12 protein-coding genes are annotated in these 15598 nt (G+C 73.0%); 8 read left to right on the forward strand and 4 right to left on the reverse strand.

Annotated elements, in window-relative coordinates; translation table 11 throughout:
* The first annotated feature begins 174 nt into the window (after window positions 1-174).
* The 7 genes from ABTZ58_RS04815 to ABTZ58_RS04845 all read left to right on the forward strand — a co-directional run bounded on the left by ABTZ58_RS04815 (window position 175) and on the right by ABTZ58_RS04845 (window position 10987).
* Entirely contained in the window at window positions 175-1647 is a 1473-nt protein-coding gene (locus ABTZ58_RS04815) for a GlnX family signal transduction membrane protein (protein ID WP_351350447.1), read from the forward strand.
* Between the two features lie 29 nt (window positions 1648-1676).
* Window positions 1677-2714 carry a glutamate ABC transporter substrate-binding protein gene (locus ABTZ58_RS04820; RefSeq protein ID WP_351350449.1) on the forward strand — a complete coding sequence of 346 codons (1038 nt, stop codon included), beginning with the start codon at window positions 1677-1679 and terminating at the stop codon, window positions 2712-2714.
* Between the two features lie 70 nt (window positions 2715-2784).
* Entirely contained in the window at window positions 2785-4119 is a 1335-nt protein-coding gene (locus ABTZ58_RS04825; protein WP_351350451.1) for a coiled-coil domain-containing protein, read from the forward strand.
* 17 nt (window positions 4120-4136) lie between these two features.
* A complete protein-coding gene (locus ABTZ58_RS04830) occupies window positions 4137-6800 on the forward strand; it encodes a serine/threonine-protein kinase (protein WP_351350969.1) in 2664 nt (887 codons plus the stop codon).
* 3 nt (window positions 6801-6803) lie between these two features.
* Window positions 6804-8219 carry a PP2C family protein-serine/threonine phosphatase gene (locus ABTZ58_RS04835; protein ID WP_351350453.1) on the forward strand — a complete coding sequence of 472 codons (1416 nt, stop codon included), beginning with the start codon at window positions 6804-6806 and terminating at the stop codon, window positions 8217-8219.
* 99 nt (window positions 8220-8318) lie between these two features.
* Window positions 8319-9665 carry a vWA domain-containing protein gene (locus tag ABTZ58_RS04840; RefSeq protein WP_351350455.1) on the forward strand — a complete coding sequence of 449 codons (1347 nt, stop codon included), beginning with the start codon at window positions 8319-8321 and terminating at the stop codon, window positions 9663-9665.
* Window positions 9666-9697: 32 nt separating this feature from the next.
* Entirely contained in the window at window positions 9698-10987 is a 1290-nt protein-coding gene (locus ABTZ58_RS04845) for an FHA domain-containing protein (protein WP_351350457.1), read from the forward strand.
* A 20-nt stretch (window positions 10988-11007) separates the two neighbouring features.
* On the opposite strand, the gene ABTZ58_RS04850 is transcribed toward ABTZ58_RS04845, so the two are convergent.
* The gene (locus ABTZ58_RS04850; protein WP_351350459.1) at window positions 11008-11988 is read right to left on the reverse strand and encodes a methyltransferase domain-containing protein; all 981 of its coding nucleotides are present in this window, start codon (window positions 11986-11988) and stop codon (window positions 11008-11010) included.
* A gap of 71 nt (window positions 11989-12059) precedes the next feature.
* Here ABTZ58_RS04850 and ABTZ58_RS04855 point away from each other — a divergent pair, with 71 nt between their 5' ends.
* The gene (locus ABTZ58_RS04855) at window positions 12060-12473 is read left to right on the forward strand and encodes a globin (RefSeq protein ID WP_094055540.1); all 414 of its coding nucleotides are present in this window, start codon (window positions 12060-12062) and stop codon (window positions 12471-12473) included.
* A 27-nt stretch (window positions 12474-12500) separates the two neighbouring features.
* Here the strand turns inward: ABTZ58_RS04855 and ABTZ58_RS04860 are convergent, their stop codons facing one another.
* Genes ABTZ58_RS04860 through ettA form a run of 3 tightly spaced genes read right to left on the reverse strand, consistent with a single transcriptional unit; the run spans window position 12501 to window position 15246 of the window.
* Window positions 12501-13169, reverse strand: a complete 669-nt coding sequence (locus ABTZ58_RS04860; protein ID WP_351350462.1) for a DUF8010 domain-containing protein — start codon at window positions 13167-13169, stop codon at window positions 12501-12503.
* Entirely contained in the window at window positions 13166-13579 is a 414-nt protein-coding gene (locus ABTZ58_RS04865) for an acyl-CoA thioesterase (protein WP_351350464.1), read from the reverse strand. Before ABTZ58_RS04865 ends, ABTZ58_RS04860 begins: the two co-directional genes overlap by 4 nt.
* 2 nt (window positions 13580-13581) lie before the next feature.
* Window positions 13582-15246 (reverse strand): energy-dependent translational throttle protein EttA, encoded by a 1665-nt coding sequence (ettA, locus tag ABTZ58_RS04870; protein ID WP_037765916.1) that lies wholly within the window; start codon window positions 15244-15246, stop codon window positions 13582-13584.
* Window positions 15247-15598: the final 352 nt, after the last annotated feature.

The following is a 15598-nucleotide window of genomic DNA, read 5'->3' on the forward strand; positions in this document are numbered from 1 at the left end:
CAGGCCGCCGCAGGCACCCCCAACCACCACGGGAACCGAACACCCACCCCGCACGTGTACCTGGACAGGGGTGGTACTCCACGCTGCGATCGGATCAAGATCAGGCAAGCCCGGTGCGAATGTCAGTCCCGGCGGCGATACTTGCGGCGACGGATGACCATGGGGGAGGTCACAGTGACGTACACGCCGAAGAGCAGCGCACCACCACCAGCGGGCTCCGGCCTGCCCATCCTGCCGGCCGTACCGGCCCAGACCGGCCCCCCACCACCCCAGGCCCTCCAGTCGTCCCAGCCACCGCACGCACCGCAGACACCGCAGGCACCGCAGTCCCCCCGCCGCACCGCCTTCGCCGAGGGCCTGGACCAGCTCCGCACCGCCGCCACCACGGAACCGGGCCGCCTGCGCATCATCGGCGCCCTCCTGGCCCTGCTCGTCATCGCCTTCGGCTCCGTCACGGCCTGGCAGATGACCGACCGCGCGGCCGCCGCCGACGACGTCCTCACCAGCAGCCAGCCCCTCACCTCCGACGCGGCCGACATCTACCGCTCCCTCGCGGACGCCAACACCGCCGCCTCCAGCGGCTTCCTCGCCGGCGGCCAGGAATCGGCCACCACCCGCGACCGCTACGAGAAGGACATTCGCACGGCCGCCGGGAAACTCGTCAACGCGGCCGCCAACGCGAACCCCGACTCCCCCTCCACCGCGACGATCGCCGAGCTCAACCGACTCCTCCCGGAGTACAAGGGCCTGATCGAACGCGCCCGCACCTACAACCGCCAGGGCTTCCCCGTCGGCGGCGCCTACCTCCGCTACGCCAACGAGAAGATGCAGCAGCAGATGCTCCCGGCGGCGGAGGACCTCTACACGAAGGAGAACCAGCGCCTGGAGGCGGACTACGCGGACGCCCGCCCCTACCCCTGGGCGGCCATCGCCCTCGGCGTCCTCGCCCTCGCCGCCCTCGCCTGGTCCCAGCACCGCACCTACCGCCGCACGAACCGGGTCCTGAACCACGGCCTGGTCGCCGCCACGGCCACCGCCACGGTCGTCCTGCTCTGGCTGGTCGTCGGCCACAGCGTAGCCCGCGCCGCCCTGGACGACTCCTACGACCACGGCGTCCGCTCGCTGAACGTGCTGAACGACGCCCGCATCGCCTCCCTCAAGGCGCGGGGCAACGAGAACCTCACCCTGGTCGCCCGGGGCGCGGAGACGAAGAAGGTCGGCGACCGGACGTACGACGCCTACGACCACGACTTCGGTGCGGACATCAAGGCCCTCGGCGCCCACCTCGCGGCCGCCGGGAGACTCGCCGACGACGCCCCGGGCGAACGCCCCGTCGCCACGGCCGTGGGCAGCATGAAGGAGTGGCAGAAGCGTCACTCGGCCGCCCGCGAACAGGACGAGAACGGCAACTACCAGCAGGCGCTGGACCTGGTCATCGGCGCCAGGGGCGCGACCGGAGAGTGCTTCGACAGCGTCGACGCGAACCTGCGCGCGGCACTGGCGCACGAGGAGACGGAGTTCAAGCACGCGGCGCGCGACGGCCGGGACGCGCTGACGGGCCTCCCGGCGGGCGCCGCGGTCCTGGCGGTCCTGGGCGCGGCGGGCGCGGTGCTCGGCATCGGCCGCAGGCTCTCGGAGTACCGGTGAACGGGCAACGGGCGAAAGGAGGAGGCACGATGCGGAGCAGTCTCAGGGGCTGGGGCGGAGTGACCGCGATGGCGTTCGTCTGCGTCCTGGTGGCGGTCCTCGCGCTCTGCCTCCCGAAGTCGGCCGTGACCCCGGACTCCACCCGCACGGCGGGCAGCACCGCGACCACCTCGACCGGGACCGCGACCACCGGATCGGCGGCGGAGGAGTGCGACGATCCCGAGAAGCAGACCCTGTCCCCCTCCTCCGCCGACGGCCCCGTTATCCAGAAGATCAAGAACCGCAAGGGCGAGAAGCGCAAGCTGGTCGTCGGCGTCGACCAGAACAGCTACCGCTGGGGCTACCGCAACCCCAACAGCGGCGAGACCGCGGAGCTCGAAGGCTTCGACATCGACCTGGTCCGCCGCATCGCCGCAGACATACTCGGCGACGCGGAGGCCGTCCAGTTCAAGGCGATCCCCACCGACCAGCGCATCCCGGCGATCCAGGCCGGCCGCGTGGACATGGTCGTCCGCACGATGACGATCAACTGCGCGCGCATCGAGGACGTCGCCTTCTCCGCGCCGTACTTCAAGACGGGCCAGCAGGTCCTCGCCCCCAAGTCCTCTCCCGTCAAGGGCTACGACGGCACCCTCGCGGACAAGAGGATCTGCACGGCGGCCGGTTCGACGGCGTACTCCACGCTGGAGGCGGACAAGAAGAGCGGCGACCTCCCCGCGACGACCGACATCTCCACCACCGTCGCGAACCAACTCGACTGCCTGGTGCGGCTCCAGCTCGGCGAGGTCGACGCGGTCGTCACGGACGGCGCCCTCGCGGCGAGCCAGGCGGCACAGGATCCGACGGTCCAGCTCAAGGGTGACGCCTTCACTGCCGAGTACTACGGCGTGGCGATGAAGAAGGACGCCGACGATCTGGTACGCCGGGTCAACCAGATCCTGGTGGACTACCGCAAGGACACCGCGAACGGCTGGCAGGCGTCGTACCGGAAATGGCTGTCGGCGACACTGGGCAAGGATGCGAAGAAGTCGGAACCCCCGGCACCGGAGTACCTCCGCACCGGCTGAGGGTGGCCGGGACCGAAGAGTGAACAAGCCCCAACCCCCCGACCGGCACGAAGGCAGCGAGAGGTGATCGATGGGCGTCACGGGACCCGCCGGGCCGGTGATGGACCGGGACGAGGTGGACCGTGCGCTGGCGCGGCTCGGCGCGGAGCACGAGGCGATCGAGACCTCGCTCCTCGCCCTGCAGGACCACGCGGGCCGCAGACTCCTGGAGGGCGCCGAACTCACCGGCGTGACCCGGGAGCGCTGGGCGTCCACGGAGGCGTCGATCACGCTGCTGTGGACGTACTTCGACGCGTACACGGACGCGCTGCGCTCCGCCCGCGACATCCGTGCCCGCCGCCGCTGGTCCAGCCGCGAGGACCTGGCGGAGCTGACGGAGCTCCTCAACGGCGAGTCGGTCACGGTGGCGGGCAGCGCCGCCGCGACCGCCGGCGCCACGACGCCGCACGGCACCGCGGGCAAGCTCAGTGAGCGCTACTCGCTCGCCACGCTCGTCGACCGGATGAACGAGCTGTACGCGACGAGCCTGGACATGGTGGTCGCCGCCGACGCGGTCTGGTCGGCGCTGCCGGCCCGGATCGACCTGCTGGCGGCCGAGTTGCAGCGCACCCGCCGGCTCGCCCACTCGGTCGGGGTGCGGCCCGGCGAGCATCCGGCGGGCGACGACCTGGAGCGCATCACGCGCACCCTGACGAAGCTCCGGGAGCAGGTGGTCTCGGACCCGCTGGCGTTCTGGCAGCCCGCCGAGGGCAGTTCGGCGCCCGGCGGCGGCCGGCCGGACACGACGGTGTACGACCGTGAGGCCCGCGCCCTGGAGGACGTCCGGCGCGAGATCGACGCCGTACTGACGGTCCGTCAGGACGCGGAGAAGCGGATCGTCGCGCTGCGGGACGTCCTCAGCCGCGCGGACCGCACGCTGGCCGAGGCGCGCACCGCGCGCGGCGAGGTCCTGGCGAAGATCGCCGCGACGGAGGTGCCGGTCGTCAGCGGCCCGCCCACGGCGCTGCAGGAGCAGCTGGCGACCGCCGCGGAGTACCGCCGGCAGGGGCAGTGGCACCGCCTGTCCCCGCTCCTGGAGTCGCTGGAGCAGAAGGCGGAGGACGAACTGCTGCGCGCCCGGGAGTCGTTGACGGCCGTCACCGCGCCGCTGGCGGTCCGCGCCGAGCTGCGCGGCCGGCTCGACGCGTACAAGGCGAAGGTGGCCCGGCACGGCTTCGCGGAGGACACGCTGCTGGTGGAGCGCTACGAGAAGGCGCGCCGCATGCTGTGGAGCGCCCCCTGCGACCTGCGCGCCGCCGAGCAGGCGGTGCTGCGCTACCAGCAGGCGGCCGCCGAGCTGCTCGGCGGCCCGCGGGTGCCGGACCAGGGCGGGCCCGAGGACGACCGGAGGGGGCCGGGCGCATGAGCGACGAGGGGGAGTCCATGAGTCAGGCACCGCAGGAACCACCCGGCCCCGCGCGCGGCTGCCAGCGCCCCTCCTGCGAGGGCGCGTACGAGGACGTGGGCGGCGGCGAGCTGTACTGCGACACCTGCGGTCTCGCCCCGGTCGTCGCGCCTGCCCCCTCCGGGGAGGGCATGGTCGGCTCGCCCCCCACCGGCATCACCGCCGGCGGCAGGGGCGGCTCCCGCGGCTCCGGCAGCGCCGGCTCCCGCTCCAGCGGCCGCAGCTCCCGCACGTCCTCGCAGTCGTCGAAGTCGCGCCGGTCGGTGTCGGGACGGCTCTCGCGCTCCCTGTCGGGCCGGTCGACGGGCCGCTCGGTGTCGGTGCGCAGCTCGGGATCCGCGGCCGGTTCGTCGTCCCGGGGGCGGCTGGGCGCCGGGCTGGTGCAGGTGCCGCCGATCCCGCGGCCCGATCCGCGCGCGATGGTCCTGGACCGCCCCGAGGTGCCCGAGCGGAAGCGGTTCTGCTCGCGCTCGGACTGCGGCGCTCCGGTGGGGCGGGCGCGCGGTGACCGGCCGGGGCGTACGGAGGGCTTCTGCACCAAGTGCGGCCACCCGTACTCGTTCGTGCCGAAGCTCAAGGCCGGGGACGTGGTGCACGGCCAGTACGAGGTGGTCGGCTGCCTCGCGCACGGCGGTCTGGGCTGGATCTACCTCGCCGTCGACCGGGCGGTCTCGGACCGCTGGGTGGTCCTCAAGGGCCTGCTGGACACGGGCGACCAGGACGCGATGGCGGCGGCGATCTCCGAGCGGCGCTTCCTCGCGGAGATCGAGCACGCCAACATCGTGCGGATCTACAACTTCGTGGAGCACCTGGACCAGCGCACGGGCTCGCTCGACGGCTACATCGTCATGGAGTACGTCGGCGGCAAGTCCCTCAAGGAGATCGCCAACGCCCGCCGCACGGCGCAGGGCAGGCGCGACCCGCTGCCGGTGGAGCAGGCCTGCGCGTACGGCATCGAGGCGCTGGAGGCACTCGGCCACCTGCACAGCCGCAACCTCCTCTACTGCGACTTCAAGGTCGACAACGCCATCCAGACCGAGGACCAGCTGAAGCTGATCGACATGGGCGCGGTGCGCAGGATGGACGACGAGGAGTCGGCCATCTACGGCACGGTCGGCTACCAGGCCCCGGAGGTGGCCGAGGCGGGCCCGTCGGTGGCCAGTGACCTGTACACGGTCGCGCGCACCCTCGCCGTCCTGGCCTTCGACTTCCAGGGCTACACGAACGTCTACGCCGACTCCCTGCCCGACCCGGACCACATCGAGGTCTTCCGGCAGTACGAGTCGTTCTACCGCCTGCTGGTCCGCGCCACGGACCCCGACCCGGCCCGCCGTTTCGCCTCCGCGCAGGAGATGACCGAGCAGCTGACGGGCGTGCTGCGCGAGGTCGTCTCCCTGCAGACGGGCCGCGCCCGGCCCGCGCTGTCCACGCTGTTCGGACCGGAACTGCGGGTCACGGACACGGAGTTGTTCCCGACGCTGGACGGAGAAGTGTCCCGGCTGGGAGCCCGTACGGTACGCACCGGGCGCCGCCCCACCGCCGCGCTCCCCGCCCCCGGCACGCCCGCCGCCGCGCTGTCCACGGCGGCCCCGGCTCCCGCGCCCCCGCTCCCCGCCGGGGCCGGCCGGTACGGCGTCGCACCCGGTGCGGCCCGCACGCACAGCCCGCCCCCGGCCGCCGGCCCCGCCGCACCCGGCCTGGTCAAGCCCGTCGACACGGCCGCCGCCGCCCTGGCCCTGCCCGTCCCCCGCGTCGACCCGACCGACCCCAACGCCGGTTTCCTCGCGGGTCTGATGACCTCGGCCCCGGCCGAGCTGCTCGGCGCCCTCGCGGCCGCCCCGGCGCCGTCGACCGAGACCCGGCTGCGGCAGACCCGGGCATGGCTGGAGACGGGCGATCCGGGCGCCGCCCTGCGGACGCTGGCCGCCCTGGAGGGCGAGCGGCCCGACGACTGGCGGGTGGTCTGGTACCGGGGCCTGGCCGCCCTGGTCACGGGCGACGACGAGGGTGCCGCGCTGGCCTTCGACGCGATCTACGACGCCTTCCCGGGCGAGATCGCGCCCAAGCTGGCGCTGGGGCTGTGCGCGGAGGTGCTGGGCCAGCTCGACAACGCCGCCGAGTACTACCGGCTGGTGTGGTCGACCGACCCGAGCTATGTGAGTGCCGCGTTCGGCCTCGCCCGGGTGCAGCTGGCGACCGGGGACCGGCGCGCCGCCGTACGGACACTGGAGTCGGTGCCGGAGTCGTCCATCCACTACACGGCCGCGCGGGTGGCGGCGGTCCGGGCCCGGCTGCGGCAGCGCACGGCGACGGCGCCGGACGGACCGTTCCTGGAGGACCTGACGGCCGCCGCCGCGCAGGTCGAGGCGCTGGAGGCGTACGGTCTGGATCCGGCGCGCCGCGAGCGGCTGTCCGCCGAAGTCCTCGGTTGCGCCCTGGACTGGGTACTCTCCGGGGGCCAGGGTTCCGCCCCTCCCGCCGCCGGAGGACGGACGCTGCTCGGCAGCGGCCTGGACGAACGGGGCCTGCGCTTCGGCCTGGAACGTTCGTACCGCACGCTGGCCCGGCTGGCGCGGGGCGGCGAGGAGAGGATCGACCTGGTGGAACGTGCCAATCGTTACCGCCCCCGGACGTGGGTGTAGTTGATGTCGCAGATGCCCCAGTTGTCCGCCTGCCCGAGTTGCGAGGAACCGCTCGAATCGGGTGACCGTTTCTGCGGCGCGTGCGGATACGACCTGTCCGCCGTGCCGTCACGGCCTCAGGACAACCCGACCATCGCCATGAACGGTTCGGTGCCCGCGCAGGGCGCTCCGGCCGGCGCGTACCCCGAGCCCCCGTCGGCGCCCCCGGGCGACGTGGCCTGGCCCGCCCCCGGGCCGGGCGGCCCGGGCGCCCCGGGTCCGGTGCACCTGCCGACGGACCTCCCGGGCACCGAATCGGGCGGCTCCGCCCTGCCCCCGGGCACGCCCCCGCCCCCGAGCGCCCCGCCGGCCCCGGCCGCCGGCGTCCGCTTCGACCGGCCGGCGGAGCCCGGCGGTCACACCGTCCCGGCCGGCGCCGGGCGGGCCCAGCCCGACGAGTACCTCCTCCAGGCACCGGACCCACGGGTGTCCGCCGACCCGGCGGCGCGGGCCGACGGCGCCGGCGGCAAGGTCTGCGTCGCCTGCCGAGCCGGCCGCGTGGACGACGACGGCTACTGCGAGAACTGCGGCCACGCCCAGCCGCGCGAACGGGACCACATGGAGCAGGAGTCCGGCCCGGTGGCCGCGGTCAGCGACCGCGGCCTGCGCCACCACCGCAACGAGGACGCGTTCGCCATCGGCAGCACCGCGCTGCCCGACGGCTCCCCCGCCTCCGTGGCGATCGTCTGCGACGGCGTCTCCTCGGCGACCCGCCCCGACGACGCCTCGCTGGCGGCCTCGAAGGCGGCGAGCGAGTCCCTGCTGGCCGCGCTGCCCCGGGGCACGCACCCGCAGCAGGCGATGCACGACGCGATCGTCGCCGCCTCCCGCGCGGTCAACTCGCTGGCCGAGGAGCCCGCCACGGCCCGCGAGCACGCCCCGCACCAGAACGCCCCCGCGTGCACCATCGTCGGCGCGGTGGTGACGTCCGGCCTGCTGATCGTCGGCTGGGTCGGCGACAGCCGCGCCTACTGGGTGCCGGTCGACCGCGCCGCTCCCCCCGCCCGGCTCACCGAGGACGACTCCTGGGCCGCGCAGATGGTCGCCGCCGGCCTGATGAACGAGGCCGAGGCCTACGCCGACGAGCGCGCCCACGCGATCACCGGCTGGCTCGGCGCCGACGCCTACGAACTGGAACCGCACACGGCCGCGTTCAAGCCGGACCGCCCGGGCGTGGTGGTGGTCTGCACGGACGGTCTGTGGAACTACGCGGAGGCGGCCGACGAGATGGCCCGGGTCGTGCCGCTCGACGCGGCCGCGCATCCGCTGCACAGCGCCCGGGTGCTCGTCGGCCACGCCCTGGACGGCGGGGGCCACGACAACGTAACAGTGGCCCTCGTGCCGTTCCCGGCCGTCTCCCAGGGGGCAGGATCGGCCTGAGGCCACGTACGGGGACGCCTCTGCGGACCGGAGGGGACTGGTCCGCGTCCTGTCGTCACCCCGCCGCGGCGGGGGCTTTGAAGGGGGAGCGAAGCAGGCATGGCCAATTTCTCGAAGTCGAACGTGCCGCGGTTCTCGGTGGACGTGTACCAGAACGAGTACCTGCCGGAGGGCTCCGGCGAGGTCAACGCCATCGTCACGGTGACGGCGACCGGCGGCGGCACGATCGGCAGCGCGGTCGCGTCGCCCCACCTCTACGCGCCCGGCCAGGGCCCGTCCGCCGCCGTGGCGATCATGGTCGACTGCTCGGGGTCGATGGACTATCCGCCGACCAAGATGCGCAACGCCCGGGACGCCACTGCCGCCGCGATCGACACCCTGCGCGACGGTGTGCACTTCGCGGTGGTCGGCGGGACACACGTGGCCAAGGAGGTCTACCCGGGCGGCGGCCGGGTCGCGGTCGCCGACGCCACGACCCGGGCCCAGGCCAAGCAGGCGCTGCGTTCGCTGAGCGCGGGCGGCGGTACGGCGATCGGCACCTGGCTGCGCCTGGCCGACCGCCTGCTGTCCTCCGCGGACGTCGCCATCCGGCACGGCATCCTGCTCACCGACGGCCGCAACGAGCACGAGTCGCCCGAGGACCTGAAGGCCGCGCTCGACGCGTGCGCCGGGCGCTTCACATGTGACGCGCGCGGCGTGGGCACCGACTGGGAAGTGAAAGAAGTCACAGGGATCGCCTCCGCCCTGCTCGGCACGGCCGACATCGTCGCCGATCCGGCCGGGCTCGCCGCCGACTTCACGCGGATGATGGAGACGGCGATGGGCAAGGAGGTGGCGGACGTCTCCCTGCGGCTGTGGACCCCGGTCGGCACGACGGTGAAGTTCGTCAAGCAGGTCGCCCCCACGGTCGAGGAACTGACCGGGCGGCGCACCGAGCCGGGCCCGCGCGCGGGTGACTACCCCCTGGGTTCCTGGGGCGACGAGTCCCGTGACTACCACGTCTGCGTCGAGGTGCCGCCCGCCGGCCTCGGCCAGGAGATGCTGGCGGCCCGGATCTCGCTGGTCGTCCCGCAGCCCGACGGCAGCGTCCAGAACCTCGGCGCGCAGGGCCTGGTCCGGGCCGTGTGGACGGACGACATGGTCGCCTCGACGTCGATCAACCCGCAGGTCGCCCACTACACCGGGCAGGCCGAACTGGCACAAGTCATCCAACAGGGGCTTGATCTGCGCAAGTCAGGCGATATCGACGGAGCAACGGCCAAACTGGGCCGGGCCGTTCAGCTCGCGAGTGCCTCCGGGAACGCCGATACTGCGAAACTGCTTGCGAAGGTGGTGGACGTGGTCGACGCCGCGACCGGTACTGTGCGACTGAAGGCGAAGGTCGAGGAGGCCGACGAGATGACGCTCGAAACCCGGTCCACCAAGACTGTTCGCGTGAAGAAGTGACCTAGAAGAGATCGAAGGAGGGACGCGCCGACATGCCGACCTGCCCGAACGGACACCAGTCGGGTTCCGACGACTGGTGCGAGGTCTGCGGTCACCGCATGGCGGGTGCCGTGCCTCCGCCTCCCCCGCCGCCCCCGCCCGGCGGCGGCTACGGCTTCCCGCCGGCCGCCGGTCCCGGCGGCCCGGGTGGCCAGCCCGGCGGTCGCCCGCCGCACCTGTCCGCCGTGCCGAACGCCGAGCCGGAGCTCTGCCCGCAGTGCCGTACGCCCCGGGAGGGCGGCGCGCCGTTCTGCGAGGAGTGCCGGTGGAACTTCCTGACGAACACGGCGACCTCGTACACCCCCGCTGCCCCGCCTCCGCCGGCGCCCGGCCAGGGCGTGCGCTTCCAGCAGCCGGGCCGGCCCGGTCCGGCAGGCCCGTCGTACGGCGGCGGTGACGGGTTCGACTACCAGAGCTCCCGCCCCTCGCAGATGAACCGCCCGGCCGAGCCGATCCCGCCCTTCGGCGGCGACCCGTCCGGCCGGCCCGGCCAAGGCGGCCCCGGCGGCCACCCCGGACCCGGGGGTCCCGGCGGCCCGCCCGGATTCGGTCCCGACCCGTCCCGCCCGGTCCCGCCCCCGCCCGGTCCCGGTGGACACGGCGGTCCCGGTGGACACGGTGGCCCCGGCGCTCCGCAGGCCTACCACCAGTCCGGCCCGCCCGCCCCGCCCGGCTACCCGCAGGAGACCCGGCGTCCGCCGCAGCAGGGCGGTCCGTCCTTCGGCGGCGGTGACGACGACTGGGTGATCTCCCCGCCCTCCGGCGGCCCGGGCGGCCCCGGTCAGGGCGGTGGCTACGGCTACCCGCAGCCCGGCACGACCCAGGCCCCGCCCGGACCCGGCGGCTTCCCGCAGCAGCCCCAGGCCCCTCAGGGCCCGACGACGTGGACCGCGACGATCGGCCCGGACCGCGAGTACTTCATGGCGATGATGCAGCGCTCCGGCCCCGAGGCAGCGGGTCTGAACCTGCCCGCGTACTCGCCCGAGCAGCAGCGCACGCTCACCGGCAACCAGATCACGATCGGCCGCCGCCGGCACTCCACCGGCGACACCCCCGACATCGACCTGTCGACGCCTCCCGAGGACCCGGGCGTCTCGCACCAGCACGCGGTGCTGGTCCAGCAGCCGGACGGCAGCTGGGCGGTCGTCGACCAGAACTCGACGAACGGCACGACGGTCAACGGCTCGGAGGAGCCGATCCAGCCGTTCGTCCCGGTACCGCTGCAGGACGGCGACCGGGTGCACGTGGGCGCCTGGACGACGATCACGATCCGCCGCGGCTAGAGCCGGCCCGTACATACGGGTCAGGAGGGCGGGAGGGGCCAGGCGTACGGCCCCTCCGGGTCGTCCAGCCAGGCCCACTCCCGGTCCCCGCTGACGGTGATGCCGTAGCGCTCGCGCTGTGGCCTGCCCTCCTGCTCCCACAGCGCGTGCGCCTCCTGCGGGTCGAGGCTGCCGCGGGTCAGGGCCAGCAGGAAGCGGAACAGGTCGTCCTCCCGGGCCCGGTGCGGCACCCCGCCCAGCTGGAGCGGTTCGCCCACGGGCCGGCCCCCGCCGCGCAGCGGGACGAAGTAGGCGGGCGTGTGCAGGAACCGCCCCTCGGCGTGCCCGGCGTCGCCGACCGTGAGCACGATCAGGCCGGTGGCGAGCGGCAGCAGGACGCGGCCACCGGGACGGCATTGGGCGAGCCAGGCCCGCGGCACCGTGCTCAGGGCGCAGGTGGCGATGATCCGGTCGAACGGCGCCCGCTCGGGCACGCCCCGGGCCCCGTCGCCGGTGACGACGACCGGGCGATACCCGGCCGCGGCCAGGTGCCGGCGGGCCGACTCGGTGATCTCCGGGTCGAGGTCGACGGTGGTGACCCGGTCGTCACCGAGCCGGTGGGCCAGCAGCGCGGCGTTGTACCCGGTCCCGGCCCCGATCTCCAGCACGCAGTGCCCGTCATGCACGTCCAGCGCGACCAGCATGTCCGCCATCAGGGACGGCTGGCTGCTGGACGACAGCAGCTCACCGTCGCGCAGCCGGGTCGCCAGCGGGGTGTCCTCGTAGGCGCCGCGCAGCCACCGCTCGCGTGCCTCGCGCTCCGGGCTCTCGCCCCAGCGGCGTTCGAAGCCCCCGGCGACGCCGACGTAGTAGTACGGCACGAAGAGGTGGCGCGGCACCGCCGCGAACGCCTCCCGCCAAGCCGGGTCCGCGGCCCAGGCTCCGCTCGCCTCGATCCGCCGTACCAGCGCCGCCCGCGCGGAGGCGGCGAGTGAGTCGAGTTCCCTGCCGTGGCCGCCCATGTCTCCACAGTAAGGCGAGGATCTTCGGGCCGGTCCTAGGTCTTGAGTCCTATGTCTGCGCGTCTGAGACCATGGACGGCGTGAAAGAGATTCGGCGCGGCACGCTTCAGGAGCAGACCTTCTACGAGCAGGTCGGCGGGGAGGAGACCTTCCGTCGGCTCGTCCACCGTTTCTACGAGGGAGTCGCCGAGGACCCGCTGCTGCGGCCCATGTACCCCGAGGAGGACCTGGGCCCGGCCGAGGAGCGCCTCACGCTCTTCCTCATCCAGTACTGGGGCGGCCCCACGACGTACAGCGAGAACCGCGGCCACCCGCGCCTGCGGATGCGGCACGCGCCCTTCACGGTCGACCGCGCGGCGCACGACGCCTGGCTGAAGCACATGCGGGTCGCCGTCGAGGAGCTCGGCCTGTCCGAGGAGCACGAGCACACGCTGTGGAACTACCTGACGTACGCGGCGGCGTCGATGGTGAACACCCCGGGCTGACCGGACCGGCGCCCACCGAGGAGCCGGTCAGCGGACACTGACGTCCAGCGCCCCGAGCCCGGCCCGCCGTACGGCTGTCGACCCGTAGGGCGTGCGCAGCCGGAGCCAGGCGCCCGACGAGAACAGGGCCGGCGGCGCCCCGGGCCGCAGGAAGCCGAGCGACTGCGCCGCGTGCACGGCCCGGACGGGGAGCCGGGTGTCGCCGACCGTGCGGGACCAGATGTCCCGGCCGATCCGGTCCAGCTCGCCGCGGGTGCGCCGCTCGTCGGGCAACTCCTGCGTGCGGGAGCGGAACTCGGCGACCGCGGCGGCCACCAGGGACCGCAGCGCCTCCGGCGCGGGCAGCCCCGGCTCGGGCCGCCAGCCGCCGCGCGGCGGCAGCACACCGGCCCACGGCGGCCCGGTCACCGCGCCCGGCACGACGGCCGTGGCGCCCTTCTCGTCCACCGACTCCAGCAGCTCACCGGCGGACACGGTCACGTCCAGCGTGACGTCGAGCCCGTTCTCGTACGGCTTCGCCAGCCGGACCGCGCGGATCGCCAGCACCTCGAAGGACGGCGGCCGCCCGAAGGCGGCGAGCGCGGTGCCCGCGGCCTGCAGACGCACCGCGGCCCCGCGGTCGTAGTGGAGCAGCCGGGAGAGGAAGGCGGCGAGATCCGCCGCCTCCCCCTCGTCGGCGAGGTGGAGCACCGTCATGCGGCGACGGCCTCCTCCTCGTCGTCGTCCATGTACTCGCGGAGGAACTCCCGCTCCTCCGCGGTGATCCGGCGCGGGCGCTGCGCCTCGAAGTCGAACGGCACGATCACCGTCGAGGCGCGCACGTAGATCTGGTCGCCGTCCTTCACCTCGTAGGTGAGGGTGAAGGACGCCGCCCTGATCTCCGTGACCCACAGCTCGACGTCCACCGGGTGGTGCCGGTGGACGAGCTGCCGCTTGTAGTCGATCTCATGGCGAGCCACCACGGACCCCTGCTGAAAGTCCTTGTCCGGGCGGAACAGGAAGTCGATACGGGCCTCCTCCAGGTAGCGGAGGAACACCACGTTGTTGACGTGGCCGTACGCGTCCATGTCCGCCCAGCGCAGCGGGCAGCGGTAGATGTGCCGCAAGATCAGCCCCGGGTCAGCTTCTTGTAGGTGGCGCGGTGCGGACGGGAGGCGTCCGGGCCGAGCCGCTCGACCTTGTTCTTCTCGTAGGACTCGAAGTTGCCCTCGAACCAGAACCACTTGGACTCGCCCTCGTAGGCGAGGATGTGCGTGGCGATGCGGTCCAGGAACCACCGGTCGTGGGAGACGACGACGGCGCAGCCGGGGAACTCCAGCAGCGCGTTCTCCAGGCTGGAGAGGGTCTCGACGTCGAGGTCGTTGGTCGGCTCGTCGAGGAGCAGCAGGTTGCCGCCCTGCTTGAGGGTGAGCGCGAGGTTCAGCCGGTTGCGCTCACCGCCGGAGAGCACGCCGGCCGGCTTCTGCTGGTCCGGCCCCTTGAACCCGAAGGCGGAGACGTACGCGCGGCTCGGCATCTCGACCTGGCCGACGTTGATGTAGTCCAGCTCGTCGGAGACGACGGCCCACAGGGTCTTCTTGGGGTCGATGTTCTCGCGGCTCTGGTCCACGTACGAGATCTTGACGGTGTCGCCGACCTTGATGGAGCCGGAGTCCGGCTCCTCGATGCCCTGGATCATCTTGAACAGGGTGGTCTTGCCGGCGCCGTTCGGGCCGATGATGCCCACGATGCCGTTGCGCGGCAGGGTGAAGGAGAGGTCGTCGATGAGCAGCTTGTCGCCGAAGCCCTTGGTGAGGTTGTTGACCTCGACGACGACGTTGCCCAGACGCGGGCCCGGCGGGATCTGGATCTCCTCGAAGTCCAGCTTCCGCATCTTGTCGGCCTCGGCGGCCATCTCCTCGTAGCGGGCCAGACGCGCCTTGGACTTGGCCTGACGCCCCTTGGCGTTGGACCGCACCCACTCCAGCTCTTCCTTGAGCCGCTTCTGCCGCTTGGCGTCCTTCTGCCCCTCGACCTTGAGGCGGGCGGCCTTGGTCTCCAGGTACTTCGAGTAGTTGCCCTCGTAGGGGTAGAGGCGACCGCGGTCGACCTCGCAGATCCACTGGGCGACGTTGTCGAGGAAGTACCGGTCGTGGGTGACCGCGACGACGGTGCCCGGGTACTTGGCCAGGTGCTGCTCCAGCCAGTTCACCGACTCGGCGTCGAGGTGGTTGGTGGGCTCGTCGAGCAGCAGCAGGTCGGGCTGCTCCAGCAGCAGCTTGCACAGCGCGACGCGGCGGCGCTCACCACCGGAGAGGTTGGTGACGGCCCAGTCGCCGGGCGGGCAGCCCAGGGCGTCCATGGCCTGCTCCAGTTGGGCGTCGAGGTCCCAGGCGTTGGCGTGGTCGAGCTGCTCCTGGAGCTTGCCCATCTCGTCCATGAGCTCGTCGGAGTAGTCGGTCGCCATCTGCTCGGCGATCTCGTTGAACCGGTCGAGCTTGCCCTTGATCTCGGCGACACCCTCCTGGACGTTCTCCAGGACGGTCTTCTCCTCGTTCAGCGGCGGCTCCTGGAGCAGGATGCCGACCGTGTAACCGGGCGTGAGGAAGGCGTCACCGTTGGACGGCTGCTCGATGCCGGCCATGATCTTCAGGATCGTCGACTTGCCGGCGCCGTTCGGGCCGACGACGCCGATCTTCGCCCCCGGCAGGAAGCTCGTCGTCACGTCGTCGAGGATCACCTTGTCGCCGTGCGCTTTGCGCGCCTTGCGCATGGTGTAAATGAACTCAGCCAAGAGAAACCGTCCGGCAGCTTGAAACTGGCAGTGGGCAGATACACCCCATCTTGCCGTACCGCCACCCCTGGGTGGAAACGCGTATGGGCGGGGGTCTGTGACCTGGGGGTTCGTGACCGGCGCCCGGTGCGAGCACCTCGGCTGCGTTCCGGCCGGTGGTTGTACTGTGCCGCCCAGCAAAGGGGCGCCGGCGGGCGTCAGGGGGTTGTGTGTACACGGACATGGCCCGTCCGCCGGGCCGGGCGGCGCGGCGCGTGGTGCTCTCCGTCCGGTCGGACGTCACCTCTGCGCCATGCATCTGAGCGGTGCGATCCTGCTGCTCACCTACCTCGTCCTCCTGCCTCAGCCGTCG

The organism is Streptomyces sp. NPDC094143, assembly GCF_040303825.1.
Classification (GTDB): domain Bacteria; phylum Actinomycetota; class Actinomycetes; order Streptomycetales; family Streptomycetaceae; genus Streptomyces.